General features: G+C 64.0%; 24 protein-coding genes. 13 read left to right on the top strand and 11 right to left on the bottom strand.

Going from position 1 to position 24,112, the window contains the following annotated elements; translation table 11 throughout:
* Positions 1–305: 305 nt before the first annotated feature.
* Positions 306–2,201, bottom strand: a complete 1,896-nt coding sequence (locus ACKI1H_RS11305) for a methyl-accepting chemotaxis protein (RefSeq protein ID WP_440468371.1) — start codon at positions 2,199–2,201, stop codon at positions 306–308.
* 149 nt (positions 2,202–2,350) lie between these two features.
* Positions 2,351–2,536: a Flp family type IVb pilin gene (locus ACKI1H_RS11310; protein ID WP_440468852.1), complete on the bottom strand. Its 186-nt coding sequence runs from the start codon at positions 2,534–2,536 to the stop codon at positions 2,351–2,353.
* Between the two features lie 377 nt (positions 2,537–2,913).
* On the opposite strand from ACKI1H_RS11310, the gene cpaB reads away from it, so the two are divergent.
* The 9 genes from cpaB (at position 2,914) to ACKI1H_RS11355 (ending at position 12,195) form a co-directional block, all read left to right on the top strand.
* On the top strand, positions 2,914–3,828 hold the full coding sequence (gene cpaB, locus ACKI1H_RS11315) for a Flp pilus assembly protein CpaB (RefSeq protein ID WP_440468372.1): 915 nt from the start codon (positions 2,914–2,916) through the stop codon (positions 3,826–3,828).
* Between the two features lie 15 nt (positions 3,829–3,843).
* The gene (locus ACKI1H_RS11320; protein ID WP_440468373.1) at positions 3,844–5,073 is read left to right on the top strand and encodes a type II and III secretion system protein family protein; all 1,230 of its coding nucleotides are present in this window, start codon (positions 3,844–3,846) and stop codon (positions 5,071–5,073) included.
* A 65-nt stretch (positions 5,074–5,138) separates the two neighbouring features.
* Positions 5,139–6,323, top strand: a complete 1,185-nt coding sequence (tadZ, locus tag ACKI1H_RS11325) for a type 4b pilus Flp biogenesis protein TadZ (RefSeq protein WP_440468374.1) — start codon at positions 5,139–5,141, stop codon at positions 6,321–6,323.
* A complete protein-coding gene (gene tadA / locus ACKI1H_RS11330; RefSeq protein WP_440468375.1) occupies positions 6,320–7,567 on the top strand; it encodes a type 4b pilus Flp biogenesis ATPase TadA in 1,248 nt (415 codons plus the stop codon). Before tadZ ends, tadA begins: the two co-directional genes overlap by 4 nt.
* Complete coding sequence (locus ACKI1H_RS11335) at positions 7,564–8,451, top strand: type II secretion system F family protein (RefSeq protein ID WP_440468376.1); 888 nt, start codon at positions 7,564–7,566, stop codon at positions 8,449–8,451. The genes tadA and ACKI1H_RS11335 overlap by 4 nt, the downstream gene beginning before the upstream one ends.
* A 10-nt stretch (positions 8,452–8,461) precedes the next feature.
* Positions 8,462–9,370, top strand: a complete 909-nt coding sequence (locus ACKI1H_RS11340) for a type II secretion system F family protein (protein ID WP_440468377.1) — start codon at positions 8,462–8,464, stop codon at positions 9,368–9,370.
* Positions 9,367–10,158, top strand: coding sequence for a tetratricopeptide repeat protein (locus ACKI1H_RS11345; protein ID WP_440468378.1), 792 nt, complete (start codon positions 9,367–9,369; stop codon positions 10,156–10,158). The genes ACKI1H_RS11340 and ACKI1H_RS11345 overlap by 4 nt, the downstream gene beginning before the upstream one ends.
* Positions 10,159–10,177: 19 nt before the next feature.
* Positions 10,178–10,456 carry a DUF3613 domain-containing protein gene (locus ACKI1H_RS11350; RefSeq protein WP_138521403.1) on the top strand — a complete coding sequence of 93 codons (279 nt, stop codon included), beginning with the start codon at positions 10,178–10,180 and terminating at the stop codon, positions 10,454–10,456.
* A gap of 17 nt (positions 10,457–10,473) precedes the next feature.
* Positions 10,474–12,195, top strand: a complete 1,722-nt coding sequence (locus ACKI1H_RS11355; protein ID WP_138521405.1) for a pilus assembly protein TadG-related protein — start codon at positions 10,474–10,476, stop codon at positions 12,193–12,195.
* A 24-nt stretch (positions 12,196–12,219) separates the two neighbouring features.
* On the opposite strand, the gene ACKI1H_RS11360 is transcribed toward ACKI1H_RS11355, so the two are convergent.
* Positions 12,220–13,053 carry a response regulator transcription factor gene (locus ACKI1H_RS11360; protein ID WP_138521407.1) on the bottom strand — a complete coding sequence of 278 codons (834 nt, stop codon included), beginning with the start codon at positions 13,051–13,053 and terminating at the stop codon, positions 12,220–12,222.
* Between the two features lie 150 nt (positions 13,054–13,203).
* Positions 13,204–13,683: a prepilin peptidase gene (locus ACKI1H_RS11365; RefSeq protein WP_138521424.1), complete on the bottom strand. Its 480-nt coding sequence runs from the start codon at positions 13,681–13,683 to the stop codon at positions 13,204–13,206.
* Positions 13,684–13,955: 272 nt separating this feature from the next.
* Here ACKI1H_RS11365 and ACKI1H_RS11370 point away from each other — a divergent pair, with 272 nt between their 5' ends.
* On the top strand, positions 13,956–14,426 hold the full coding sequence (locus tag ACKI1H_RS11370) for a TadE/TadG family type IV pilus assembly protein (RefSeq protein WP_440468379.1): 471 nt from the start codon (positions 13,956–13,958) through the stop codon (positions 14,424–14,426).
* A 7-nt stretch (positions 14,427–14,433) separates the two neighbouring features.
* Complete coding sequence (locus ACKI1H_RS11375) at positions 14,434–17,214, top strand: PAS domain-containing sensor histidine kinase (protein ID WP_440468380.1); 2,781 nt, start codon at positions 14,434–14,436, stop codon at positions 17,212–17,214.
* Between the two features lie 60 nt (positions 17,215–17,274).
* Here ACKI1H_RS11375 and ACKI1H_RS11380 read toward each other — a convergent pair whose 3' ends face one another.
* The 3 genes from ACKI1H_RS11380 to ACKI1H_RS11390 all read right to left on the bottom strand — a co-directional run bounded on the left by ACKI1H_RS11380 (position 17,275) and on the right by ACKI1H_RS11390 (position 20,566).
* Complete coding sequence (locus ACKI1H_RS11380; protein WP_138521432.1) at positions 17,275–18,747, bottom strand: inorganic phosphate transporter; 1,473 nt, start codon at positions 18,745–18,747, stop codon at positions 17,275–17,277.
* Positions 18,748–19,033: 286 nt separating this feature from the next.
* Positions 19,034–19,249 (bottom strand): hypothetical protein, encoded by a 216-nt coding sequence (locus ACKI1H_RS11385; RefSeq protein WP_017519376.1) that lies wholly within the window; start codon positions 19,247–19,249, stop codon positions 19,034–19,036.
* A gap of 240 nt (positions 19,250–19,489) precedes the next feature.
* Positions 19,490–20,566: a sigma-54 interaction domain-containing protein gene (locus tag ACKI1H_RS11390; protein WP_440468381.1), complete on the bottom strand. Its 1,077-nt coding sequence runs from the start codon at positions 20,564–20,566 to the stop codon at positions 19,490–19,492.
* Between the two features lie 224 nt (positions 20,567–20,790).
* Here ACKI1H_RS11390 and ACKI1H_RS11395 point away from each other — a divergent pair, with 224 nt between their 5' ends.
* Positions 20,791–21,096: a PsiF family protein gene (locus tag ACKI1H_RS11395; protein WP_138521437.1), complete on the top strand. Its 306-nt coding sequence runs from the start codon at positions 20,791–20,793 to the stop codon at positions 21,094–21,096.
* A 182-nt stretch (positions 21,097–21,278) separates the two neighbouring features.
* Here ACKI1H_RS11395 and ACKI1H_RS11400 read toward each other — a convergent pair whose 3' ends face one another.
* The 3 genes from ACKI1H_RS11400 to dmeF form a co-directional block, all read right to left on the bottom strand.
* Positions 21,279–21,413 carry a hypothetical protein gene (locus ACKI1H_RS11400; RefSeq protein ID WP_017519380.1) on the bottom strand — a complete coding sequence of 45 codons (135 nt, stop codon included), beginning with the start codon at positions 21,411–21,413 and terminating at the stop codon, positions 21,279–21,281.
* Positions 21,414–21,492: 79 nt separating this feature from the next.
* Positions 21,493–22,422 carry a pseudouridine synthase gene (locus ACKI1H_RS11405; RefSeq protein ID WP_138521439.1) on the bottom strand — a complete coding sequence of 310 codons (930 nt, stop codon included), beginning with the start codon at positions 22,420–22,422 and terminating at the stop codon, positions 21,493–21,495.
* A gap of 98 nt (positions 22,423–22,520) precedes the next feature.
* Positions 22,521–23,477: a CDF family Co(II)/Ni(II) efflux transporter DmeF gene (gene dmeF / locus ACKI1H_RS11410; protein ID WP_138521442.1), complete on the bottom strand. Its 957-nt coding sequence runs from the start codon at positions 23,475–23,477 to the stop codon at positions 22,521–22,523.
* A 60-nt stretch (positions 23,478–23,537) separates the two neighbouring features.
* On the opposite strand from dmeF, the gene ACKI1H_RS11415 reads away from it, so the two are divergent.
* Positions 23,538–23,813: a metal/formaldehyde-sensitive transcriptional repressor gene (locus ACKI1H_RS11415; RefSeq protein ID WP_138521445.1), complete on the top strand. Its 276-nt coding sequence runs from the start codon at positions 23,538–23,540 to the stop codon at positions 23,811–23,813.
* Between the two features lie 33 nt (positions 23,814–23,846).
* Here ACKI1H_RS11415 and ACKI1H_RS11420 read toward each other — a convergent pair whose 3' ends face one another.
* Positions 23,847–24,077 (bottom strand): DUF2789 domain-containing protein, encoded by a 231-nt coding sequence (locus tag ACKI1H_RS11420; protein WP_138521447.1) that lies wholly within the window; start codon positions 24,075–24,077, stop codon positions 23,847–23,849.
* Positions 24,078–24,112 lie beyond the last annotated feature (35 nt).

Here is a 24,112-nt window from a genome sequence, read left to right on the forward strand (position 1 = left end):
CCCCTTGGTGTGAAACGGACGGCACCGGCGCGGCGGATAGCCGTGCGGGCGTGGCCGGAACTCCCTTGTGCCGGCGGTGACGACAGGCCCGGTTTGTTGGTTGCTATCAAAGGCCTTCACCCTTGATTTCGGCGTGCGCGAGGGAAGCTTGAAAGAGTCGGACGAACGGTAGAGGTGGCTCTGTGGCGGGTGTTTCAGCGCTGATACAGGTGTGTTGACACGGCCCCTGTGCAAGCGGCGTCTGCTTCTGGATAGCTCGCGAAAAAAAAGGCGCCCGAAGGCGCCTTTTTCATCCGTGCTGAAAATCAGATGCGGAAGCTGTCCACCAGGTGACGCAGGCGGCCAGCCTGGTTCTCCAGGTCGGCGCAGGCGCGCAGGGTGGCTTGCAGGTTCTCCACGCCTTCCTGGTTCAGGGTGTTGATCTCGGTAATGTCCATGTTCAGCGAGTCGACCACGGCGGTCTGTTCCTCAGTGGCGGTGGCCACCGACTGGTTCATCGAGTCGATCTCGCCGATGCGGTGGGTGACGCTGGCCAGGCGCTCGCCGGCGCGGTTGGCGATTTCCACGCTCTCCAGGCTGTAGCGCTGGCTTTCGGTCATGGTGTCCACGGCCTCGCGAGCGCCGACCTGCAACTCCTCGATCATCTTCTGGATTTCCTGCGCGGACTCCTGGGCGCGGTGCGCCAGGTTGCGCACCTCGTCCGCCACCACAGCGAAGCCACGGCCCGCTTCACCGGCGCGGGCGGCCTCGATGGCGGCGTTCAGGGCCAGCAGGTTGGTCTGCTCGGAGATGCCCTTGATCACTTCGAGGATCTGCCCGATGTTCACCGTGCGGCTATTCAGCGCTTCGATGTTGGCGCAGGCCGAGCTGATCTTGTCCGACAGCAGGTTCATCGCGCTGATGGTCTGTTCCACCACCTGACGACCGTCGCCGGCCTGGTGCGAGGCGTCGGTGGCGTGGTGGGACGCGTCGGCGGCGTTGCGGGCGATTTCCTGGGCGGCAGCGCCCAGCTCGTTGATCGCTGCGGCCACGCTGTTGGTGCGATTGGCCTGCTCGTCGGAGTTGCTCATGGAGGAGTTGGAGGCGTTCACCACCAGTTGCGAGACGTCGTGCAGCTGGCGTGCGGTGGAGGCCACCTCACGGATGGACTCGTGGATACGCTCGACGAAGCGATTGAAGGCGTTGGCCAGCACACCGAATTCGTCGTTGCTGGCGACCTGCAGGCGCTTGGTCAGGTCGCCTTCGCCTTGAGCGATGTCCTGCATGGCGCGGCCCATGTCGGTCAGCGGTGCCATCAGCACGCGGATCAGCATGCCGAGCAGGAGCAGGATGGCGACGATGGCGATGACGGTGGCGATGATGGCGGTGTTGCGGAAGTCGCTGAGCATCGCGTAGGCGGAGTCCTTGTTGAGCACCAGTGCGACGTACCAGGTCACTCCCGGCAGGCCCTTCACCGGAGTCATGGAGACCAGTTGGTCTTCGCCGTTGATGCTGACTTCCTGCACGCCCGGCTGCACCTTGGGTGCGCCTTGCTGGTAGACCTCGCCGAGGCTCTTGAAGATCAGGCTGCTGTCCGGGTGCAGGAGGATCTTGCCGGCGTCGCTGACCAGGAAGGCGTAGCCGTCGCCGTCGAACTTCAGCGAGTTGATGATCGCGGTGATGGTTTCCAGCTTCATGTCGCCGGCCGCCACGCCAACCAGTTGGCCGTTGCGCATGACCGGCATGGACATGGCGAGGATCTGCTCGTTGGTCCCCGCATCCAGGAAGGGCTCGGTGACGATCAAGCGGCCTGCGGCCACGGCGTCCTTGTACCAGCCGCGGGTGCGCGGGTCATAGCCATCGGGCATCGGTGCGTAGGGCCGCATGGTGAACACGCCGCTGGCGGCTTCACCCAGGTAGACCGATTCGAAGTTCTTCTGGAATACCTGCTGTTCCAGGATGTGCTGGATACGTTCAGGTGTTGGCTCGCCGTCGGCCAGCTGTGCGGCCTCGGCCTCCACCAGTTGGATGCGTCCTTCCAGCCAACTCTGGATGTTGCTGGCGGTCAGGCTGCCGACCTCGGAGAGGTAGGATTCGGTGTCGGAGTGGATGGCCTCGCGCTGGCGGAAATCGTTGAAGAAAATGAAACAGGCGAAGGCGAAGGTGACCACGAGAGAGGCTGCCAGGAGGATCTTCCTGGAGAAGGACAGCGAACGAAGCATCGGTAAAGCATCCTGCTGTAAAACGGGTTTGAGCAGGCTGTATCGGCAGCAGCGGGAAAAACTTTAGTTTAAAAATATAAACCGCATTCCCACACTTGTTGTGGGAATGCGGAATTAATAGGGTTCGATGCGGAAGCAGGTCTTCCGCTTTACTTGATCTCGGTAGAGACCTTTGTGAATACGGCGCTGATGTCAGTGCCCAGGATTTTGGCTGCACCAACGATAGCAACTGCGATAAGCCCGGCAATTACCGCATATTCAATCGCTGTTGCCCCTTCCTTGTCGGCCACAAACGCCTTGGCCATGCAATACAGTTTCAGGGACAGGTTTTTTATTTTCAGGTCCATGGCGGGTGCTCCCTCGAATACCACCGGGGCGGCGCCCCGACTTCATCGTCAGGCTAGGCGTCGTATGGCTGAATGCAATTGTTCAAATAGCGCTAATACCAAAGTTATAGTCATCTCGGCATATAAATAATTGCAGGTCGGAAATTTAACCTGTGCGGTTGACGCTCTAAACACAGCTACTAGATTCAGCCTTGTAACAAGCAGCGTCTGGTTATGAGGAATGATTCTTATCGAAATTTCCCGTCTGGCCGAAACAACAATAAAGGTCTGAAGGAATAGCATCGACGGTGCCGGTGCTGGACCTTCTTACGACAAGGCCGTGGACCTTAGGGTCCGCATCCCCGACCTCACCCAAGGAAGTGGTCATGAATAGCAAGGTGCTGATGGTATTCGCCGGGCTGTTGTTGGTGTGCGCAGGTGTCGTGGGGTACCTGGGGCTTCAGGTTGGCAAGCCGGCCGCGCCGGTAGCCGGTGTCGTGCAGGAGGTTGCGCCGGCGGCGCTGGCCGAGGCGGACAAGCTGCAACGCACCGCCGTGGTGGTGGCTGCCCGTGACCTGCCGGCCCTGGCGGTGATCGGCAAGGAAGACCTCACCGTGGAGATGCTGCGCACGGCCCCAGCGGGCAGCGTTCCCAAGCCTGAAGCCTTGATCGGCCAGCGCGTCTGGGTCGCCGTTCCGGCGGGCAGTATCCTCACCTCCGCCGTCACCGAGCCGGGCGGGCCATTGGCCCGCACCATCCGCCCGGATGAGCGCGCCATGGCCATTGCCGTGGACGAGGTCATCGGCGGCGGCGGCTTCGTACTTCCCGGCGACTATGTCGATGTCATGCTCTTCGTCCAGGATCAGCAGAGCACCGAGCGCAGCCTCAGCGCCCAGGTGGTGCTGCCGGGTGTGCGGGTGCTGACCTACGGCGAGCAGATCGCCGTTTCCACCGATGGCCAGGCACGCAACGCCGGCGACCCCAAGGACAAGACGCCCAAACCGCCGCGTACTGCCGTGCTGGCAGTGCCCGCCGAAGCCGCTTCGCGCCTGATGCTCGCCAGCCAGGCCGGTTCGCTGCGGCTGGCCGTGCGCAGCAAGGACGAGAACCTCTACGAGAAGGAGCAGCAGGGCCGTTATATCCAGGCCTCGCTCGGCGGCGCCTCCAGTCAGCCAATCACCCTCGAGCAACTGATCGGCAAGCCCCGCCAGGCCCCTGCGGTGCGCCAGGTTTCCGCACCACAGGTAAACGCTGGCGTGGTGGTCTACCGCGGCACCACCGTTACCCGTGAAGCACATTGAGCAAGGAGTGCATCGATGTCCAAGCGCTTCATCCTTCCCCTGGTCGCCGTGCTGGCCTGCGCCGTCCACTCTGCGGCGCAGGCCGTACCGAGCGCGTGCGCGGGCTTCGCTGACCAGCAACTGAACCTCGACGTCGAGCAGGGTGCCCAGCGCGACCAGCAGCTTCCGGTGCCGATCAAGCGCCTGGCCATCGGTGATCCGAACATCGCCGACGTGCAGGTGCTGGACAAGCGCGACTTCCTCGTCACCGGCAAGGCCGAAGGCCTGACCAGCCTGCTGATCTGGACCGCTTGCAGCGACCAGCCGATGCGCACTGTGGTGCGGGTTGGCGCACGGGCCGTGGGGGATGTCGCCGGGGTCTCCGGGGCAGGGGCTGCCAGTTTGTCCAACCAGGTGCAGACCGACATTCGCTTCGTCGAAGTCAGCCGCAGCAAGCTCAAACAGGCCAGTACGTCGCTGGTTCGTCGCGGCTCCAACACCTTTGTCCTCGGTGCGCCGGGCAGCCTGGGCAATCTTGAGGTCGGCGCCGACGGAGGCCTGGGAGGCACCTTCGGCACGTCCGACGGTTTCAACATCATCTGGGGCGGTGGCAGCAGCAAGTGGCTGGGCTTCATCAATGCCCTGGAAGGCAGCGGCTTCGCCTACACCCTGGCGCGGCCGAGCCTGGTGGCCATGAGCGGACAAAGCGCCTCGTTCCTGGCCGGTGGCGAGTTTCCGATTCCGGTACCCAATGGCGACAACGACAACATCACCATCGAGTACAAGGAGTTTGGCGTTCGCCTGACCCTGACCCCGACGGTGATGAACGACAAGCGCATCGCGCTGAAGGTGGCTCCGGAGGTCAGCGAGCTGGACTTCTCCAGCGGCATTCGCACGAACGACATCGCCGTCCCGGCGCTGACCGTGCGGCGCACCGACACCAGCGTGATGCTCGCCGACGGCGAGAGCTTCGTAATCAGTGGGCTGATCAGCAGCAGCACCATCAGCAATATCGACAAGTTTCCCTTCCTGGGCAGCATCCCGGTGATCGGTGCGCTGTTCCGCTCCTCCAACCTGGACAAGGACGATCGCGAGCTGCTGATGATCGTCACCCCACACCTGGTCCAGCCGCTGGCGGCCAATGCCGCGCTGCCGAAGCTTCCCGGCGAAGGACTGCGTGACTACGACCCGGGGTTCGGCGAGTTCTACTTCCTTGAGGACGGCCGCTTCGACAAGCGCAAGGCCAGCAGCGGGATGTCGCACTGATGGATACCTACGAAGCGCTGACCCGCCAGAGAGCGGGAGGCACGGCAAAGCAAGGGAGCACGGGCATGAGTCAGACTTTCGTGGCGCTGGTCCAGCATCCCGGCGAGCAGGAATGGTTGCAGAGCAGCCTGGCCGGCTGCGGACAGGTGGTCCTGGCCAACAGCGGGACGCTGGAGGAGCTGCTGTCGCTGCTGGACGTCACCGGTGCGACGGTCCTGTTCACCAGCCTGAACAAGGCCAACCTGGTCTCCCAGGGCTCGCTCATCGAGGGACTGGTTTCTGCGCGGCCGCTGCTCTCGGTCGTTGCTGTCGGCGATGGTCTGGACAATCAGCTGGTGCTGGCCGCCATGCGCGCTGGAGCGCGAGACTTCGTCACCTACGGTGCCCGTGCCAGCGAACTGAGCGGGTTGGTCCGCCGCCTCGGCGGACGCCTGCCCACTGTACCGGTGAGCGCCACCCAGCAGGGCGAACTGGTCAGCCTGATCAGCGCCCGGCCCGATGCCGACGGCGCCTTCGTCGCCCTGCACCTGGCCCTGGCCCTGCAACGCCAGCCCGACCACCGCGTGCTGCTGGTGGACATCGGCCAGCCCACCGGCGAGGCGCTGGCTATCCTCGGCATGGAGCCGTCATTCACCTTCGCCGATGCGCTACGCAACCTGCGCCGCCTGGACCAGACCTTGATCGACAGCGCCTTTGCCCGCCACGAGTCCGGCCTGCGTGTGCTCAGCCTGTCGGACGAGCCCGGCGTGCTGGAGCGCATCACCACTGCCGAGCTGTACCTGCTGCTGGGCAACCTGCGCAGCGCCTTCAGCCATATCCTGATCAACCTTACAGGCGTTGCCGAAGGCGAACTCAGCGGCCAGTTGCTGATGCAGGCCAACCGCGTGCTGTGGCTAGTGGACCAGAGTGTGCCGTCGTGCAAGAAAGGACTGGAACGTCTGCGCCGCCTGCGCGAGCGCACCCCCTCGCTGCCGCGCATCGAGTTGCTGATCGAGCGCTACTGGGCCTCGGTGCCACCGGATGCCCCGGCGCTGGGCAAGATGTTCGGCCTGGAACTCTTCGGCGTGCTGCCGGCCTCGCCCGAAGCCCGCCTGCGTGCCAAGAACGTCGGCCAGAGCCTGTTCGACCTGGCCCCGCGTGACCCGTTGACGGTGAAGCTACGCGACCTGGCCGAGGCACTGGGCGCGGGCGTGGCCGAGAAGCGCGGGCTGTTCAGCTGGATCGGTCGGGCGAAGGCCGCACGCTCATGAGCCAGCACTACGGCGGCGGTCACGGCCGTCACGACCAGGACCTGCAGACGCTGAAGATGCGCCTGCACCGCTACATCATCGATGAGATCGACGAAGACGGCATGAACCTGCTGGAGGGCGCGCGGCCGGCGGTGGCGCAGTACGTCTCCGAGAAGGTCTGCGAATACGCCTCGCGCCGCCAACTGGCGATCTCTCGCTACGAATTGGACCGCCTCGCCGAAGAGGTGGTGGACGAACTCACAGGCTTCGGCCCGCTGGAAATCCTCCTGCGCGATCCGGGCATCTCGGAAATCCTGGTCAACGGCCCGGACCGGGTGTTCATCGAGCACGAAGGCCGGCTGTACCAGAGCGACCTGCGCTTCATCGACGACCACCATGTACAGCGGGTGATCCAGCGCATCCTTGCGCCCCTGGGCCGGCGCCTGGACGAGTCCAGCCCGATGGTGGACGCGCGCCTGCCCGACGGCAGCCGGGTCAACGCGATCATCCCGCCAGTGGCACTGGACGGGCCGTGCCTGTCGATTCGCAAGTTCAGCAAGGAACTGCTCAAGAGCGCCGACCTGCTGGCCTACCAGAGTGTCGACGAAGCCATGCTGGCTTTTCTCCGCCAGGCAGTGGCGAGCCGCTGCAACATCCTCATCAGTGGCGGCACCGGTACCGGCAAGACAACGCTGCTCAACGTCATGAGCAGCTTCATCGACGAGCGCGAGCGCATCGTCACCATCGAGGACACCGCCGAACTGCAACTGGGCCATGATCACGTGGTGCGGCTGGAGACCCGTCCGCCGAACGCCGAAGGCTTCGGTGAGGTGACCGCTCGCGACCTGATCCGCAACGCCCTGCGGATGCGCCCGGACCGCATCATCCTCGGCGAGATCCGCGGCGTCGAAGTGCTCGACGTGCTGCAGGCGATGAACACCGGTCACGATGGCTCGATGAGCACCGTGCACGCCAACTCGGCGATGGATTCGCTGTTACGCCTGGAGATGCTGGTGGGGCTTACCGGCCAGCGTGTGCCGGAGCAGACCCTGCGGCAGATGCTCTGCTCGGCGCTGGATATCATCGTGCAGATCACCCGCCTGTCCAACGGGCGCCGCTGCGTCAGCGAGATCCTCGAGGTGCTGGAAGTGCGCGACGGCGTCTACGTCACCAACTCGCTGTTCAGCCTCGACCGACGCGGTACCGGGCAGTTCGTCCGTACGGCTCAGCCAAACGGGCTGAAATTCCACCAGGTGCTGCTATGAGCGGCGGGCTGTTGATGAGCCTGTCCAGCCTGCTGCTGGCTGTTTTCGGCGTTGTCGTTGGCGCGCTGAGTTGGCGTGCGCGGCACAACGAGCAAGTCATGCGTCGTCTGACTGGAGAGGCCCAAGCAGTGAGCGCTGCGCGGGTGCGCAGTAGCCACTGGCTGGCACGCCGCATGCGTCGCGCAGGTATAGCCGAAGCACAGCGCTGGTGGCTTGCCTGTGCTGCGGCGGCGTTGCTGCTGGCGTTGCTCGGCCTGCGCCTGTTCGGCCCGGGGGGCGTGCTGGGCGGCGTGCTACTGGTGGGGTTCGGGTTTCACCTGTTGCTCAACGTTCTCTATCGTCGGCGCCTGCAGAAGATGATTCGGCAAATGCCCAACTTTCTTGACCAGGTGGTGCGCAGCCTGCACTCCGGACGCACCCTGGGCGATGCCATCACCCAGGCGGTGGGTGTTGCCGATGATCCACTGCGGGAAATCTTCTCGCTGGTGAACAACCACGTGCTGCTTGGTATCAGCCTGCCTGAGGCGCTGCAGGAAGTGGCCGAGCTCTACGATGTCGAGGAGCTCCATGTTTTCTCCCTCGGGGTGGCGGTGAACCATCGTTATGGCGGCAATACCACCGACTTGCTGGAGAACATCATCAGGGTCATTCACGAGCGGGAGAAGCTTGGGCGCCAGTTGCGCGCCATGACCGGTGAGACGCGTATGAGTGCTCTGGTGCTGGCGATCCTTCCGGTAAGCCTGGGCGGCTACATTCTGCTGACCAATCCCGGTTATCTGATGAACATGTGGCTGGATACTGGCGGTCGCTGGCTTCTGCTGACATCCCTTGGCTTGCAGGTGCTGGGCTGCTTCACGCTCTGGCGCATGCTCAAGAGTATTTGAGGAGGCCGGCATGCCCTTTTTTTACGGTCTGATGGCTCTGATCCTTGCTCTCGCGGCGATCCTCCTGTTGCTCTCGCAAAGCCGCGCGGCGGGACGCGAGCAGCGCCTGATCGAGCAACGACTGGGAGGAGAAGCACTGCCGCGTGAGGGCAACCTACGTATCGCCCGAGTGCTCGACCGCATGGGCGGAAATGGCTTGGGCCGGCGCTTGCAGCTGCGCGACGAGGAAGTCCAGCTGCTGCTGAACCAGGCCGGCTGGAGCGGTAACTCGCCGCGCAGTCTTTATCTGGTATCGGTCGTTCTTGTCCCCTTGTCGCTGATCGCCATCGTGCTCGTGGTCCTCGCCACGCCGGCACATGCCAACACCTCTCCATTGCTGCCGGTGGTATTCGCCGGCGGTGTTGGATTCCTGCTGCCCAAGCGAGTTCTGGCCTACGTTGCGGGCCAGCGCCGACAACGTCTGGCGGACGAGGTCATCCTGTTTATCCAACTGATCCGCATCCTCTTTGATTCCGGCCTCACGGTGGAGCAGAGCCTTCGTGTGGTCTGTCGGGAAGGGCGGAGCATCGTGCCGGTGCTGGTGGAAGAACTGGATGGTGTCCTGGCCCATGCCGAAAGCGGCCTGGACCTGGCCGACGAGCTGGAGCTGCTGAGCAAGCGCCTGGCGGTGGTAGAGCTGAGCGACTGCTGCAATGTGCTGCGCCAGATGGTGCGCCAGGGCGGCAGCGTGCGCGGGTCGCTGCTGACGCTCAAGCAACTGTTCGAGGACCGGCGTCTGACCGGCTTGCAGGAAAAGGTCAGCAAGCTGTCGGCGAAGATGAGCCTGGTGATGATGCTGCTGCTGTTCCCGGCGCTACTGATCATCCTCGCCGGGCCCGGCTTCCTCGCGATTACCAAGGCCCTGGGGAGAATGGGATGAGAAACGCCTGCTGGATCGGCCTGCTGGGCCTCGCACTGGGTGGCTGCGCGAACCTCGACACCCTGGGTGGCGGCCCGAGCGTCGGGCAGAACTGCGACGAAAAGCTCGGCCAGTCGGTGGAGCTGCAGCTCAACCTGGCCCGCGAAATGCTCGACAACGGCCGTGCTCACGCAGCGCTGGCCAATCTGGAAACCCTGCCGCCGAACTCGCTGGAAGTGCGCGAAAGCAAGGCGCTGGCGCTGCGCCGCATCGGCGATCCCAAGGCGCGGACCGTTTATGAGGGGCTGCTCGGTACCTGCAAGGCTGCCGAGGCGCATCACGGCCTTGGGCAGATCGCCATGCGCGGTGGCAACACCGTGGAAGCCGAGCGCGAGTTGCGTGAAGCGGCACGCCTGCAGCCGACCAACAGCTCACTGCGCAACGACCTGGGCTATGTCCTGTTGCGGCGTGGCGACATGGAGAAGGCACGCTTTGAATTCATCACCGCCATGGAGCTGAACGAGCACGACAAATTGCCGGCCACCAACCTGCTCAGTGTCATGTTCATCCAGGGTGAGAACAGTGAGGCCAGCCGGTTGATCCAGAGCGTCGGGCTGTCTGCCGACCAGGTTCGCGCGGCCCAGGACCAGGCGAAGGACCTTCGCCCTGCCAGCCCGGCCAGTCAGCCGGCGGTGCAGGTCGAAAGCGTGAGCTACGTGAACGATCCGGTGGACGAAGCGCACCCGGCGCTGGTCGAGTCGACACCGGCGGTGGCGCGCGACGCCAAGCTGCTGGTCAAGGCCCGCTGACATGGGCAGGGAGGGAAGCATGAAGACATGGATTCTGGCCGGCGCATTGCTGGCGACGCCGATGCTGGCCCAGGCGGTGGAGAACACTCGCCCTGAAGCTGGTACCACCGCTCGTGACCAGCAGGAAGTGCTGACCTGGCTGGACTTGCAGAGCAGCGGCAAGGCCGCCTCGCCACACCGGCAGAGCGCCACTCCGGCCGAGCGTGACCGCGCCTACCAGCGCTACCTGAAGAGCTATACCCGCGAGATTCCCGAGTATCTGCTCGACGACAACAGCTTCAGCACCGACAACAAGTAGTCCTTCGGGAGGCTGCCATGGGACGTGAGCGGCAGCGAGGTGCCATCGGCATCATGGCGGCAGTCACGCTGTTGATGGCGTTGATCTGTCTGGCCCTGGTGATCGATACCGGGCGCTTGTACTACGAGCAGCGCAAGTTGCAGCGCGTGGCGGATGTGGCTGCGCTGGAGGCGGCGACTCAGAGCGGCATGTGCGGATCGCAGGAGGCGACAGAGATCCAGGGATATGTGCAGGCCAGCGCCACAAAGAACGGTTTCGTGGCGGAGGCGGGAGATTCGCTCACCGGGACCCTGGGGACTGTCGGTTTCGACGCCACCTTCGGTTCGGCCGAGTCGCGCAGGGTGTTCTCTGCTGGTGGCGAGATGGCCGACGCTGTGCAGGTCCTGGCAGTCAATCGGGTGCCATCGAGCCTGGTGCTCAATGTCGCCAGTATCTTCAGTGGCATGCCGGCGCAGACTGACCTGACCGCCCGCGCGGTGGCAAGGCGTACAGCGTTGGCGGGACTATCGGCGGGAACTGGGTTAGCCAGTCTGGACGATCAGCAGTCGATCCTGCTCAACAACCTGTTGAACAATCTGCTGGGTAGCCATCTGTCGCTCAAGGCTGTTGGCTACCAAGGGCTGGCCAACGCGCAAGTCAGTCTGCTGGGACTGTCCGATCAGCTGCGGGCGTTGGGAGTCAATTTGGAGGCCGGCTCGGTGGATTCGCTGTTGGGCGCGCAGGCTGATCTGGCTCAATTGCTCAACGCCACGGTGAACGCCATCGACCCAACACAAGTCGCGAATCTGGACACCTCCCTGCTTCACCAGCAACTGCTGGGCGCGGGAGTCAAGGCGGCGACCGTCACTCTGGGCAGCGTGTTGTCAGTGGTGGCACCCGACTCGGTGCGCGATCAGGCGCTGCAAGGAACAGTCAGCGTCCTGGACCTGATCACCGCCCTGGCCTTTGTCGCCAACCGACAACATGCGGTTGAGGTCAATACCGGCATCAACCTGGGCGGCCTGGCCTCGGCGAAAGTCAAACTGTGGATCGTCGAGCCGCCGCAGATTGCCTTCGGTTATCCGGGGAAGAACAGCAACGGTAAATGGCGCACTGAGGTGCGAACGGCGGCTGTGCGTACGAGCGTGGAGGCCAGCACCGGGTTGCCGGGTGTTCTCACGGTTGATCTCGGCCTTGCGGTCAATGTCGCGCAGGGGACGGCGGCCCTGGACACGATCCAGTGCGGAGGAGTGGGCCAGCCGGTGAAAGTCGAGGTGTATGCGCTGCCGGGCATCGCTTCGCTGCAATTGGGGACCTACGCCGACCCGTCCAATCCCGTTGTCTCGCCCATCCAGGTCGAGGTGCTCAGTGGGCTGGTCGAGTTGAACGTATCAGCGAACACCGTGGTGGGTGGAGCAACTGGGACGACGCTGAAGTATGACGTCGCCAGTCCAGCCGATTTGCCCAGCCAGGACAAGACAGCCTCCAGCGCGCTCGGGGCTTCGTTGGACAACGCTTTGGGCACGCTGGCATCGTCGATCAAGGTCGAGCCGAAGATTCTTGGCCTCGATCCGCTGGGCTTGATCGGGGCGACGCTCTCCGGTCTCGTCAGCGGACTGCTGACATTACTCAAGCCTGCGGTTTCCGCGCTGGGGCACGTCGTGCTCGACCCGCTTCTGCAATTGCTCGGGGTCAGTCTGGGAACCATTGATGTGCGCCTGATCGACCTCCAGACCGGTGGTGCCGAGTTGCTGATCTGAAGGTCGTCGGCGATCGCGCCAGCGTCAGTGCACTGCGCTGCTCTGTGCGGCGGAGGGGGAGATGGCGAGAGCGAGTTGCGTACGGTTGTGCATATGCATCAGCCGAAGCACCTGGGAAACGTACAGCTTCACGGTGTTCTCGGTGATCCCCAGGTCGTAGGCGATCTGGTAGTTGGTAAGCCCCTTGCTGACCAGGCGCGCTACCGCCTGCTGGCGCGGCGAGAGCTTGTTGAACAGCGGGTTGTTCACCACCGGCGTCATCTGCTCGGCATTGCTCGGCGCGGAACTCGCAGCGGGCTCGGGCTGTTCCTGCTTGAGCGCGCTGCTGTTGGCCGGCTGGCCGCCACCATGGACCTCGTACTTGATCTTGTGGATATCGCGCGAAATCGAGTTGAGCGATTCGGCGAGGTACTCCAGGCGCTGGTTCACATGGCTCAGGCTGAGCTGGCTGCGGATGCGCTCGTGCAGGCGGGCCTCCAGGCGCTCCAGGCCCTTGAGCAGGTCCATGGGCGCCACCGGTTTCTGGTAGTAATCGGCAACACCCACGCGCATGGCCTCGATCACTTCCTGGCTGCCTTGCTGGCCAGTGAGGATGATGGTCTCGAAGAATCGTGTCGAACCGGCCAATTCCTTGAGGGCCTCGACCACGCGGATGCCATTGTCACGACCCAGGCCCAGGTCGCAGATCACCAGGCCGATCGAGGCATCATCGCGAAACTTCTGCAAGGCGCTGTCCTTGCTGTCGCTGACCGCGCAGCGGTAGCCACTGTTCTCCAGCAACTCGGAGAGCTCGGTAGTGACCTGAGGCTCGTCATCAATGACCAGCACGCTGAAACGGCGATTGGCCGTTTTATCCATGACTGCACGCTCCTTGAAAGAGTACTTCCATTATTTTTATCGTCCGGCCGTTCAATTACCGTAGCCGGATCTTCCCATCAGGCGATAGGTGGTATTAACCCTTAGCATATAGTCGTTAAGTTTGGATTCTGCCAATTGTCGGAATCATAATTAATGGAGGATGGTCAAAGTCGTCAGAAGACCGGCGAATAGCGCGAAGATGAAAGGAAATGACTTGAACTTTGACGGTCGCAACGGCGCTAATTTCGATTTGCAATTAGCCGGTACTTTGTCCGAATCAATCAAAAGTTTGCTGGCGAACATCAGCGCCACGCAGAACAGGCAGGCCAGCGCCAGGGTGTACAGCACCGTCAGCGGGTCGCTGGCCAGGCCCAGGGCGATCAGCAGTTTGACGTCGGCTGCGCCCAGCTTTCCCAGCCAGTAACCCGGCACGCTGAGCAGCGCCGCCAGTAGCGCAGCGACCCCCGCTGCAAGCGGCGCAAAGCCTGTCAGCGTGTGGCCCGTGAAGAGTAGGAACAACAGGGCGGCCAGCGCCCCACCCAGGGTCAGCCAGTTGCTGACGCGCAACCGAGTGAGGTCCTGATAGGCGCACAGTGCGAACCAGCCCAGCAGGCAGAGTTTGTACAGCATCGAGACTATCCTTATCCAGCAGGAGCATACGAAGCGGCTACGTGGAGTTTTAAGGTATCTGGTAGGTCAGCGCTATATTGCAATTCAAGCCATATGAAATCGGATTTGGCCCGTAACGTTATTCCTGCAAGCCATGAGGGCGAATCCCGGAAGAGCGCCTAGTATTGCTCGATAGTGGAATTTATCCGACGGCGAGTATCTTCAGTAAAGTTCTGCCGCGCCGATAAGTTGAACGATCATTCAAGTTGCAAGTTGGTCTGGGAGTATTGCGCATGAACGGAGTCGGCCGGCGTGGCACGCAGCGGGGCGCGGTGGCTATCGAATTCGCCGCCGTATTCGTCCTGTTCTTCGCCGTTCTCTATGGTCTTCTCGGCTATTGCGTGCCCTTGTTGATGTTGCAGTCCTTCAACGACGCGGCGGCGGCCGGGGCTCGGGTAGCCGTGTCGGTGAATCCCCAGGCGGCGGGTGGTTACAACGCCGCCCTGAAAGCGGCAGTGGACAACGCCGTGACCCAGCGCCTGAGCTGGATGCCCACGAGCTGGCGCAACGGCTGTTACAGCGGGCAGTTCATGGACACCCCGGTGGCGGAAACGGTCTCGGGGCGGCAGTACACCCGAGTCCGGGTGTGCGTCAGCTATCCCTATGCCTCCTCGCCCATCGTCCCGCTATTGACCCTGCCGGGAATCGGCACGATACCGCGCCTGCCCGACGTGCTCAGCAGCACCGCCAGCGTCCTGCTCTGAGGCCCGGATGTTCGATTTCTGGCGCTCCAGGCCGCGTGGCCAGCATGAGATGAACGACAACCCGGTGCCGAGTCGGCCTCTGGCGGCACGTCGGCGTCCGGCGCTGCCGGTGGAAGAGCTGGCCGAGCCAGTGGTGACCGGCCACTGGGACCTGTGGCTGGAGCTGGACAGCCGTGATCGCGTCATCGCCCGTGGCGGCAGCCAGGCTCACCGGCTGCTGCCGCCGGCGCCGGGCAACGGTGACCTGCCTGGGCTGGGTGATTATCTGGACCGGCGCATTCCCGGCGGCATGCAGGTGTCCAGCCTGCGCGGTGGCGAACGGCTCGACCTGGTACTGCGCAGCACCGGCGACCTACCGTTGGTTTGCCGCTTCCAGGCCGTCCTGCAGGCCAACGAGCACTGCCTGTTGCTGGGTACGGACATCTCCGACCTGAACTGGCAGTCCGACAGCCAGCAGCACAAGCTGCAATGCCTGAACCTTAGCAAGCTGTTGCTGGCGCGCCTGCGGCACAGCTCCCAACGCCGCCTCGGCGAGGCCGTCGGTGAGGTGCTGGAGGCGTTCTGCAGCAACTTTCACATGCGCAGCATGGCCCTGTTGCTGGAAGCGCCGGACCAGAGCCTGCGGGTTTTTGCCTGCTATGTGCAGCCCGGTTTCGACAGCCTGCTGCGGGAAAACCTCGCCCTGCCCGGCGATGAGTTGCGCGCCGCCAGCGGTGCCAGTCTGCTGGGAGCGGACGGCAGCCCGTCGGAGCTGCTGCGCACCTTGTGCTGCGCCCAGCTCTACCTGATCCCGGCACCGGTGCGCGGCGGGAGGTTGGCGGGGTTGCTGGCCGAGCCGATGGAACACGGCGGCAGTTGGCCGGGGCTGGCGCCGAGCGACTGGCAGTACCTGGCGGAGATCCTCACCAACCTCGTCCACGAGCGCACCGAGCTGCACAGCCTGCGCGACAGCAGCCGGCGCCTGAGCCTGCTGCAGGACATGGTAGGCGGCGGGTGGTGGCGCTTGCACGTCGACGAGGGCCTGTTCGAACTGTCGCCGGCGGTGGCGGCGAGCCTTGGGTTGCCTGCCGGGCAGTTGCAGCTGGCGCTGTCCGACCTGCTGAGCCAGTTGCATCCCGCTGACGCCGATGAACTCGGCCTGCGTCTGCGCAACCTGCAGCCGGGGGGGCGTCTGGTCCAGGACCTGCGCCTGCGCGGTGCGGCTTCCACCCAGACGCGCCGCTGGCTACGCCTGCAGGGTCGGCGGCAGGCGCGTGCCGGCGACCAGTTGATGGACGGCGTGCTGCTGGACATCAGCGAGGGCAAGTTGCAGGAAGAACAGGCTCTGGCCGCCCACGCCCGGCTGCGCAACCTGATCGACAGCGCACCGGTGGTGATCTACGTGCAGCGGGTAGAGGAGGGGCACCTGATTCCCGAGTTCTACAGCGAGAGTGCCGGCAACCTGCTCGGCCTCGACCTGCAGGGCCAGAACTGGCAGGCGCTGGCCGAACGGGTGCACCCCGAAGACCTGGAAACGTTCCTCGATCGTGGCCGTGAGCTGCTGCGCGAAGGCCGCGTGCGCACCGAGTACCGCTTGCGCGATAGCGCTGGAGAATGGCACTGGCTGTACGACGAGGCCAAGCTGCTGCGTGACATCCAGGGCATCCCGCAGGAGGCTGTCGGCCTCTGGCTGGACGTCACCGAGCAGCACCTCGCCGCGCTGCAGATCGCCGAGAGCGAGGAGCGCTACCGCGTCCTGGTGGAGGACTCACCAGCGCTGATCTGCCGCTACGACCCCAGCCTGCAGCTGACCTTCATCAACCACACCTTCGCCCAGGTACTGGGAGAGCCGGTGGACGCGCTGCTCGGCCGGCGACTCGACGAGTGGCTGTCGGAACAGGACTGCAGCGCCCTGCGCGCACGCCTGGTGGGAGGCGGCAAAGGCGCGGCGGACGACTCCTGGGAACTGCGTTTCTGCCTGCCCGGCCAGCGCAACCTCTGGCTGATCTGGTCAGACCGGCCGCTGCTGGATGCCGAAGGACGACTGGTGGAAATCCAGGCCGTGGGCCGTGACAACACCGCCGTGCGGCACGCCCAGCAGCAACTGGCGCAAGGCGCGAAAATGGCCAGCCTGGGCGAGATGGTCAGCGGCATGGCCCACGAGATGAAGCAGCCCCTGCATGTCATGCGCATGTCCCTCTACAACGCACGGCAGAAGCTGGGCGAGCCCGAATACCTGAAGGAAAAGCTGGAGCGCGCCGACGCGCAGATCGACCGTCTCTCACGGGTGATCAGCCACATGGGCGTATTCAGCCGCAAGTCGGAGCTGGAGGCTGCACCCTTCGACCCCTATGACGCTTGCGAAGGCGCGGTCGCGCTGCTGGGCGAAAGCCTGACGCAGCAGGGCATCAGCCTGGAGTGCCGACCACCGGCACAGCGGGTGGTGGTGCGCGGTTATTCCGACCAATTGGAGCAGGTGCTGATCAACCTGCTGGCCAACGCCCGTGACGCATTGCTTGGCCGAGGAGAGGAGGGCGCGCGCTGGGTCGGTGTGTCGCAGGAGCCCTTTACGGACCCAGGCTGGGTGGAGCTGCATGTGCGCGACAACGCCGGTGGCATCGACCCGGTAGTGATGGAGCGCATCTTCGAGGCCTTCTTCACCACCAAGCCTATCGGCAAGGGCACTGGCCTGGGGCTGTCGGTGAGCCACGACCTGATCCGCAACATGGGCGGCAGTCTGTCTGTGGATAACTACAAGGGCGGTGCGCGGTTCGTCATCCGGCTGCCGCGACAGGCCATCACTATTTGAGTGACGGGAAATGAAAAACGCCTGCGGATGCAGGCGTTCTTCATAGTGCGCGGCGCGAGGTCAGCCGATGAAGCGCGACGACAGCCAGAACAGGCCGGCGGACAGCGCAATCGATACGGGCAGGGTCAGCACCCAGGCCATGAGGATGTTGCGGATCGTGCTGCCTTGCAGGCCGCTGCGGTTTGCCACCATGGTGCCCGCTACGCCCGAGGACAACACGTGGGTCGTGGAGACCGGCAGGCTGTAGATGTTGGCCATGCCGATGGCGGCGGTCGCGGTGAGCTGGGCGGCGATGCCCTGGGCATAAGTCATGCCCTGCTTGCCGATCTTCTCGCCGACGGTGAGCACCACGCGCTTCCAGCCGACCATGGTGCCGATGCCCAGGGCCAGGGCCACCGCGATGATCACCCAGAAGGGCGCGTATTCGGTGGTGCTGGTCAGGTCCTTGCGCAGCTTCTCGAGGTCCGCTTTCTCGCGGGACGGCAGCTCGGACAGCTTGCCGACCTTCTTCGCGGTGTCGTCCAGGCACAGCAGGTAGCGGCGTACCTGGACACGCTCGTCGTCGTTCAGGTCGTTGTAGCTGGAGACGCCGTGCAGATCGCCCAGCAGGCCCTTGAGGGTTGCTTCGGTCTGCTTCGGCTCGCAGCGGTACAGGTCAGGCATGTCCGCTTCGCCGGCCTTGCCCAGCGCGAGCATCTCGCCGAGGGTGTCGGAGTGGCGGTTGTAGAACTGCTGCAGGTGGATGGCGGCGTCGCGGGTGCGCTCGATCTGGTAGGTGGTGCTGTTCAGATCGAGGACGAATTTCGCCGGGACGATGCCGATCAGCACCAGCATGATCAGGCCGATACCCTTCTGGCCGTCGTTGGAGCCGTGCACGAAGCTCACGGTCATGGCCGAGATCACCAGCACCAGGCGGTTCCAGAACGGCGGGTGCTTCTTCTCGTCGACGTCGCGGCGGGTTTCCGGGGTCTTGTGCATCTTCGACAGCGGATACAGCCACTTCAGGCCGATCAGCAGGGCGCCCGCGACGATGAAGCCGGCCAGCGGCGAGAAGATCAGCGACAGGCCGATGTCGATGGCCTTGCCCCAGTTGATCCCGTCGGCCACCGGTACGCCGTTGATCAGGGCATTTGCCAGGCCTACGCCGAGAATCGAGCCGATCAGGGTGTGCGAGCTGGAGGCCGGGATGCCGAAGTACCAGGTGCCCAGGTTCCAGGTGATGGCCGCGGCGAGCAGCGAGAACACCATGGCCAGACCGTGGCCGGTGTTCACGTTGATCAGCAGCTCCACCGGCAGCAGGTGGACGATCGCGTAGGCGACGCCGACGCCACCGAGCAACACGCCGAGGAAGTTGAAGATGCCGGACAGGATCACCGCGCGGTACGGGGACATGGCCTTGGTGTAGATGACCGTGGCCACCGCGTTGGCGGTGTCGTGGAAGCCGTTGATGAACTCGAAGGCCAGGACGAATGCGAGTGCCAGCACCAGGCTGATACCCACCCAGACATCGAGTCCGCTGAAGAGATCGAACATGAAAATTCTATGACCGGTCGGAGACGGGGCGGCGATTATGCCAGAAGCTTGGAGCACCGTATTTAGCCTGAAACGGTTTCTCCAATTTGCGCGACGCCTCGTCGCACGGCGCTTTCAGGCAGGGTGGAAAAAGTTTGCAATGCTTCCACGCGGGCCGCCGGCCCATCGGATGAGTGTTTGCAGGCCAACTGGCGGGCTCCCCCACGGAGCGCTGCTCGCCCAAGGCTTCGAGACTTTCCCACAATGGATTCGGGGAGATCCTTCAGCCTGGGGCCGTACCTGCGATTTAAACGGAAGCGGCTTCCTGATCCTTTTTCAGTCGTTCTTCTTCGATTCTTTCCAGTTCCCGGTCGAACGCCTTGTCCTGCACGCTGGGTCGCTTGCGCCAGGGTTTCTTGCCGGGTTCGGGCTGGGCGGCATAAAGGGTTACTTCGCCGCCCTGTTCATCCTTGAAACGTTGCTCCTGGCGCTCCAGTTCCGCGCGCAGTTCGTCTTTGGTCACGATCATTCCTGATGACTAAAAGCTGATGACTAGGAAATATTGACTAGAAGCTGGTGACGATAGGACGGTCGCCGGCGATCGACGCCTTGCCGGGACGTCACCCTGGCAGTGTAGACGCTGAGGTCGCATTGGCGTGCCGGCCGTAAAAACGGCGCGGATTATAACCTTTCGCGGGGGGAGGTCGGGCGGGGATCGCCGACGGACGGTTTCAGCCCGCTGCTGGTGCAGGCTGAACTCACCTCAGCCAGTGCGGCTGAGGTTCAGTTCACCGATCTTTTCCAGGCGTGCGCGAACGATGTTGCGGCTGATGCCCAGCAAACGACCGGTCTGCAGCTGGTTGCCATGGCAGAAGTGGTAAGCGGTGCGGAACAGCACTTCCTCGACGTGCTCGTAGAGATCGGGCTTGTTGCTTTCGAATAGTTCCAGCAGCGCCTGCTCCAGGGTGCCCTCGACGCGAGGAGCCAGGGCGTGGGGGAAGGCTTCGTGGCGCAGAGCGTCGTGACGCGGCGCCGACGGCAGCTCGGCGAGTTGCAGGTCGCCAGGCTGCACCTGCTGGTTGCGGCATACCAGCAGGGCATGGTGGATGGCGTTCTCCAGCTCGCGAATGTTGCCCGGCCAGGTGTGGCCCAGCAGCTTGCGTTCGGCCTCGAGGCTCAGGGTCGCGCGGTTGTATCCCAGGCGCTGGCAGTGCTCTTCGAGGAAGAATTCGGCCAGCGGCAGGATGTCGCCGGGACGCTCGCGCAACGGGGGCAGGCGGATGGTGGCGACATGCAGGCGGTAGAACAGGTCCTCGCGAAAGTGCCCGGCCACCACGGCGTCGGCCAGGTTGACGTTGGTGGCGGCGACCACTCGCACGTTGATCGGCACTGGTGTGCGCGAGCCGAGGCGCACGACCTCGCGCTCCTGCAGTACGCGCAGCAGTTTTACCTGCATGTTCAACGGCAGGTCACCGATTTCGTCGAGGAACAGGGTGCCGCCGTTGGCCGACTCGAACCAGCCGGCCTTGCTGCTGGTAGCGCCGGTGTAGGCGCCTCTTTCGTGTCCGAAAAGCTCGCTTTCCACCAGCGTCTCGGAGAATGCGCCGCAGTTCACCGCCACGAAGGGCGCGCCGCTGCGGCGGCTGAGCTTGTGGATATGCCGCGCGACCAGTTCCTTGCCGGTGCCGGTCTCGCCGATGATCAGCGCGTTGGCTTCGCTGGGGGCCAGGCGCTCGATACGGTTGAGCAGCTCCTGCGAGCGCGGGTCCTTGAACACCAGCACCGTGGCGCGGACCGACTTGGTTTGCTCGCGGGCATTGGGAAGGGTCAACAGCGACATGGCGGGTTCCTGGCGTACCGAATGGGTGGCAGCGCCATACTGCGGCATTTTTTATATTTCAAAAAATTATCAATTCGAATTTATATATAGCTAATTTTTCTTTATGCCTCGTGCAAGCCATCACGAGCCGGGAGGGCTGACGTGCAGCATCGCGTCGCAGCCCTCGCGAATGCTGGGCTGCGAGCTACGCTCAGAGTGGCAATTCCATCCTGGGAGACCACTCCATGACCACCGTTCGGATTCCGCTGCTCGTCCTGGCTCTGCTTTTTTCGGCGCAAGGCTTTGCTGCCACCGCCGCGCAGACCGCGCAGCAGGAGAAGATGAAGACCTGTAACACCGACGCCACCACCAAGGCGCTCAAGGGCGATGAGCGCAAGGCGTTCATGAGTACCTGCCTGAAGGCCGGCAGTGACACCAAGGCGATGACGCCGCAGCAGGAGAAGATGAAGACCTGCAACGCCGACGCCACCACCAAGGCGCTCAAGGGCGATGAACGCAAGGCGTTCATGAGCACTTGCCTGAAGAAGTGAGGATGGAGCGCGGCAGTGCCGCGCGGGACACGAAAAAGGGCAGCCTCGGCTGCCCTTTTCAATTGTGTCTGTCTCGGCGGCCCGGCGTTACAGGCCCGAGAAAACAAGCCAGGCCGCGGCCATGGCGTAGAGGACGATCACCGCATCCATGCGCAGCGCAGGCGGGAGTCGCCGCACAAGGTTCATTTCTTCGCCACCGCGGACCAGAAGCCCTGGGCATTGCGGAAAGGCTGGCGGGCCATCTGTTCGGGACGGGTGATGCCATCGGCGCGCAGGGCGTTGACGAGGGCGGAAAAGGACTTGGCGCTGTAGCTCATGATCGGGCTCCCGATGCTTTCTCTCCTTGGGGTGGAGCTATGAAAACATCCGGGCCGCTATCGACGGAAATGGATCGTCTTAAGGGTGACCATCGATGAAATTGATGGAAGGCCAGGTCAGTTCCAGCCGGCTCCTGAATTGTCGTGCCTCACCGGTAAACGGGTCGATGAACGCCAGTTGCCGGGCCAGCAGCTTCAGCGGCTTGTCGAAATCCTCCGGTGGCCGCTCGCCGCGCGGCGGCAGCGTCGGGTAGAGCGGGTCGAAGCACAGCGCCGCGCCCAGGCCCGACATGTGCACGCGCAACTGGTGGCGTTTACCGGACACCGGATGCAACCCATAGCGCCACAGGTCACCGCGCTGCTCCAGTACCTCGATCTGTGTTTCGCTGTTGGGCTCACCGTCCACTTCCTGCATGCGGATGAAGGGATCACCCTCGACCATCCGCGAGCGGTGCACCAGCGGGAATTCCCGTTGCGGCAGCGCCGGGGCGATGGCCTCGTACATCTTGTCGATGCGTCGCTCGCGGAACAGCGCCTGGTAGGCATCGCGGTTGTTTGGGTTGGCGGAAAACAGCACCAGCCCGGCGGTGAGCCGGTCGATGCGGTGCAGCGGCACCAGTTGCGGGTTGTCCAGGCGCTTGGCGAGACGGGCGAGGAGGGTTTCCTCGACGTACTGGCCCGCGGGTGTTACCGGCAGGAAGTGCGGCTTGTCCGCCACTACCAGGTGATCATCGGCATACAGGATGCTTTCCTGGAAGGGGACCGGCGCTTCCTTCGGCACCTCACGGAAGTAATGGATGCGCAGGGCTTCGCGATACGGGTGCGCGGGGCCAATGGGCTGGCCGTTGTTGTCCAGCACCTTGCCGCGCGCCATGCGGTCCAGCCAGGTGTCGCGGCTGATCGCCGGGAAGCGCGCGCACAGGCAATCGAGCACCGTCGTCCAGGGGCCGGCGGGCAGGTGCAGGATGCTGGCGCGTTGCTGGGCGGTGGAGAAGCGGGAGCTGGACATGCGGGCAGGCGATCGGGTTCGACAGGCTGCGCATTAGGCCGCAGCGGCGTGGCGGCCGTCAAAGCCGCCACGACTTCCGGTCATTCCGGGTGCAGTTCTCAGGTGGGGATCGGGTTGATCTCCACGGTGATGTGCGCCAGCTCCTCATGGATCTGCAGGCGCTGACGCACCAGTTCTGGCGTCAGGTCGCCGCTGCTGGCGAGGCTGAGGATGCAGGCGTAGCGTGACTTGCCCACGCGCCACAGGTGCAGGTCGGTGATACGCGCCGGATAGGGCAGCTCGGCGACTACCTCGCGGATTTCCTCCACCACCGGGTCGTTCATCTCCGCGTCCAGCAGCACGCGCCCGCTCTGCTTGAGCAGGCCGACTGACCACACGGCCACCAGTACCGCGCCGACCATGCCCATCAGCGGATCGAGCCAGGCGGCGCCCCAGATCAGGCCGCCGATCAGGGCGATGATCGCCGCCACCGAGGTGGCGGCGTCGGCCAGCACGTGCAGGTAAGCGGCGCGCAGGTTCAGGTCGTGGCCATGGTCATGATGTTCATGGTCGTGGTGATGGTCATGGCCATGAGCGTGATCATGGCCATGGTGATGGTGCTCGCCGCGCAGCAGCCAAGCACAGGCCAGGTTCACCAGCAGGCCGATGACCGCGATGGCGATAGCCTGCTGGTAGTGGATCGGCGAAGGAGAGAGCAGCCGGGCGACAGACTCGAACATCATCAGCGCCGCCACGCCCAGCAACAGGATGGCGCTGGTGTAGCTGGCGAGAATCTCGATCTTGAAGGTGCCGAAGGCAAAGCGCGCGTCGCCCTTGAAGCGCCGTGCCGCCACGTAGGCGAAGAAGGCAAGCCCCAGTGCCAGGGCGTGGGAGCTCATGTGCCAGCCGTCCGCCAGCAGCGCCATGGAGTTGAAGATCCAGCCGCCGGCGATTTCCACCACCATCATCACGACGGTCAGCAGCGCGGCGCGCAGGGTGTTGCGTTCGGCCAGGGGATTGCCTTCGTGGAACTGGTGGTCGTGGCGACCGTCTTGCGGGTGGGCGGCGTGCTGCATGATGATGGTCCGTAGGATCAGTCTGGATACTATACCCCAGTATACCTTAGGAGTTTTGACGTGGGACATACCATCAAGGACCAGAAGAAGCTGCTGACCCGGGTGCGGCGCATCAAGGGCCAGAGCGAGGCGCTGGAGCGGGCGCTGGAGGCGGGCAGCGAATGCGCGGCGATCCTGCAGCAGATCGCCGCCATCCGCGGCGCGGTGAACGGATTGATGGCCGAAGTGCTCGAAGGCCACCTGCGCGATCACCTGGGCGCCGAGGACCGCACCGCGGAGCAGCGCCACGAAGACCTGGAACAGGTCATGGGCGTGCTGCGCTCCTATTTGAAGTAGGGCTACTTCAGGTCGCTGCGGGTGCGTTGCGGGTCAGTTGGACAGCCGCACCGCCAGCTCGTCGGCTTCCTCGGTCCAGTCCGAATCCTGCTGCAGCGCCTCGCGCAGGAACTGCGACTGGGCGGCGTTCCAGAACGGCGCGTCCGGTAGTTTCTGCCCATCGGCGAGGCGGTGGCTGCCGAGGAAGGCGTCGATGTCCTTGCGCCCGTCGGGCAGGCCCAGTTGCTTGAACAGGGCGCTCAGGCTGTGCTGGCTGGTATCCATCACGATCTCCTTGATGCGTAGGGAGCGCGCCGCCA

Source organism: Pseudomonas sp. YH-1 (assembly GCF_051990045.1).
In the GTDB taxonomy this organism is placed as follows: Bacteria; Pseudomonadota; Gammaproteobacteria; order Pseudomonadales; family Pseudomonadaceae; genus Pseudomonas; species Pseudomonas nicosulfuronedens.

What these genes read in the sequence shown, in the direction of transcription:
- dmeF (WP_138521442.1), bottom strand. Translation starts at nt 23,477, where the DNA reads ATGCAGCACGCCGCCCACCCGCAAGACGGTCGCCACGACCACCAGTTC.
- ACKI1H_RS11320 (WP_440468373.1), top strand. Translation starts at nt 3,844, where the DNA reads ATGTCCAAGCGCTTCATCCTTCCCCTGGTCGCCGTGCTGGCCTGCGCC.
- ACKI1H_RS11390 (WP_440468381.1), bottom strand. Translation starts at nt 20,566, where the DNA reads ATGTCGCTGTTGACCCTTCCCAATGCCCGCGAGCAAACCAAGTCGGTC.
- ACKI1H_RS11420 (WP_138521447.1), bottom strand. Translation starts at nt 24,077, where the DNA reads ATGGATACCAGCCAGCACAGCCTGAGCGCCCTGTTCAAGCAACTGGGC.
- ACKI1H_RS11340 (WP_440468377.1), top strand. Translation starts at nt 8,462, where the DNA reads ATGCCCTTTTTTTACGGTCTGATGGCTCTGATCCTTGCTCTCGCGGCG.
- ACKI1H_RS11305 (WP_440468371.1), bottom strand. Translation starts at nt 2,201, where the DNA reads ATGCTTCGTTCGCTGTCCTTCTCCAGGAAGATCCTCCTGGCAGCCTCT.
- ACKI1H_RS11395 (WP_138521437.1), top strand. Translation starts at nt 20,791, where the DNA reads ATGACCACCGTTCGGATTCCGCTGCTCGTCCTGGCTCTGCTTTTTTCG.
- ACKI1H_RS11365 (WP_138521424.1), bottom strand. Translation starts at nt 13,683, where the DNA reads ATGCTGTACAAACTCTGCCTGCTGGGCTGGTTCGCACTGTGCGCCTAT.
- ACKI1H_RS11370 (WP_440468379.1), top strand. Translation starts at nt 13,956, where the DNA reads ATGAACGGAGTCGGCCGGCGTGGCACGCAGCGGGGCGCGGTGGCTATC.
- ACKI1H_RS11345 (WP_440468378.1), top strand. Translation starts at nt 9,367, where the DNA reads ATGAGAAACGCCTGCTGGATCGGCCTGCTGGGCCTCGCACTGGGTGGC.
- ACKI1H_RS11405 (WP_138521439.1), bottom strand. Translation starts at nt 22,422, where the DNA reads ATGTCCAGCTCCCGCTTCTCCACCGCCCAGCAACGCGCCAGCATCCTG.
- ACKI1H_RS11355 (WP_138521405.1), top strand. Translation starts at nt 10,474, where the DNA reads ATGGGACGTGAGCGGCAGCGAGGTGCCATCGGCATCATGGCGGCAGTC.
- cpaB (WP_440468372.1), top strand. Translation starts at nt 2,914, where the DNA reads ATGAATAGCAAGGTGCTGATGGTATTCGCCGGGCTGTTGTTGGTGTGC.
- ACKI1H_RS11335 (WP_440468376.1), top strand. Translation starts at nt 7,564, where the DNA reads ATGAGCGGCGGGCTGTTGATGAGCCTGTCCAGCCTGCTGCTGGCTGTT.
- ACKI1H_RS11380 (WP_138521432.1), bottom strand. Translation starts at nt 18,747, where the DNA reads ATGTTCGATCTCTTCAGCGGACTCGATGTCTGGGTGGGTATCAGCCTG.
- tadA (WP_440468375.1), top strand. Translation starts at nt 6,320, where the DNA reads ATGAGCCAGCACTACGGCGGCGGTCACGGCCGTCACGACCAGGACCTG.
- ACKI1H_RS11360 (WP_138521407.1), bottom strand. Translation starts at nt 13,053, where the DNA reads ATGGATAAAACGGCCAATCGCCGTTTCAGCGTGCTGGTCATTGATGAC.
- tadZ (WP_440468374.1), top strand. Translation starts at nt 5,139, where the DNA reads ATGAGTCAGACTTTCGTGGCGCTGGTCCAGCATCCCGGCGAGCAGGAA.
- ACKI1H_RS11400 (WP_017519380.1), bottom strand. Translation starts at nt 21,413, where the DNA reads ATGAGCTACAGCGCCAAGTCCTTTTCCGCCCTCGTCAACGCCCTGCGC.
- ACKI1H_RS11375 (WP_440468380.1), top strand. Translation starts at nt 14,434, where the DNA reads ATGTTCGATTTCTGGCGCTCCAGGCCGCGTGGCCAGCATGAGATGAAC.
- ACKI1H_RS11350 (WP_138521403.1), top strand. Translation starts at nt 10,178, where the DNA reads ATGAAGACATGGATTCTGGCCGGCGCATTGCTGGCGACGCCGATGCTG.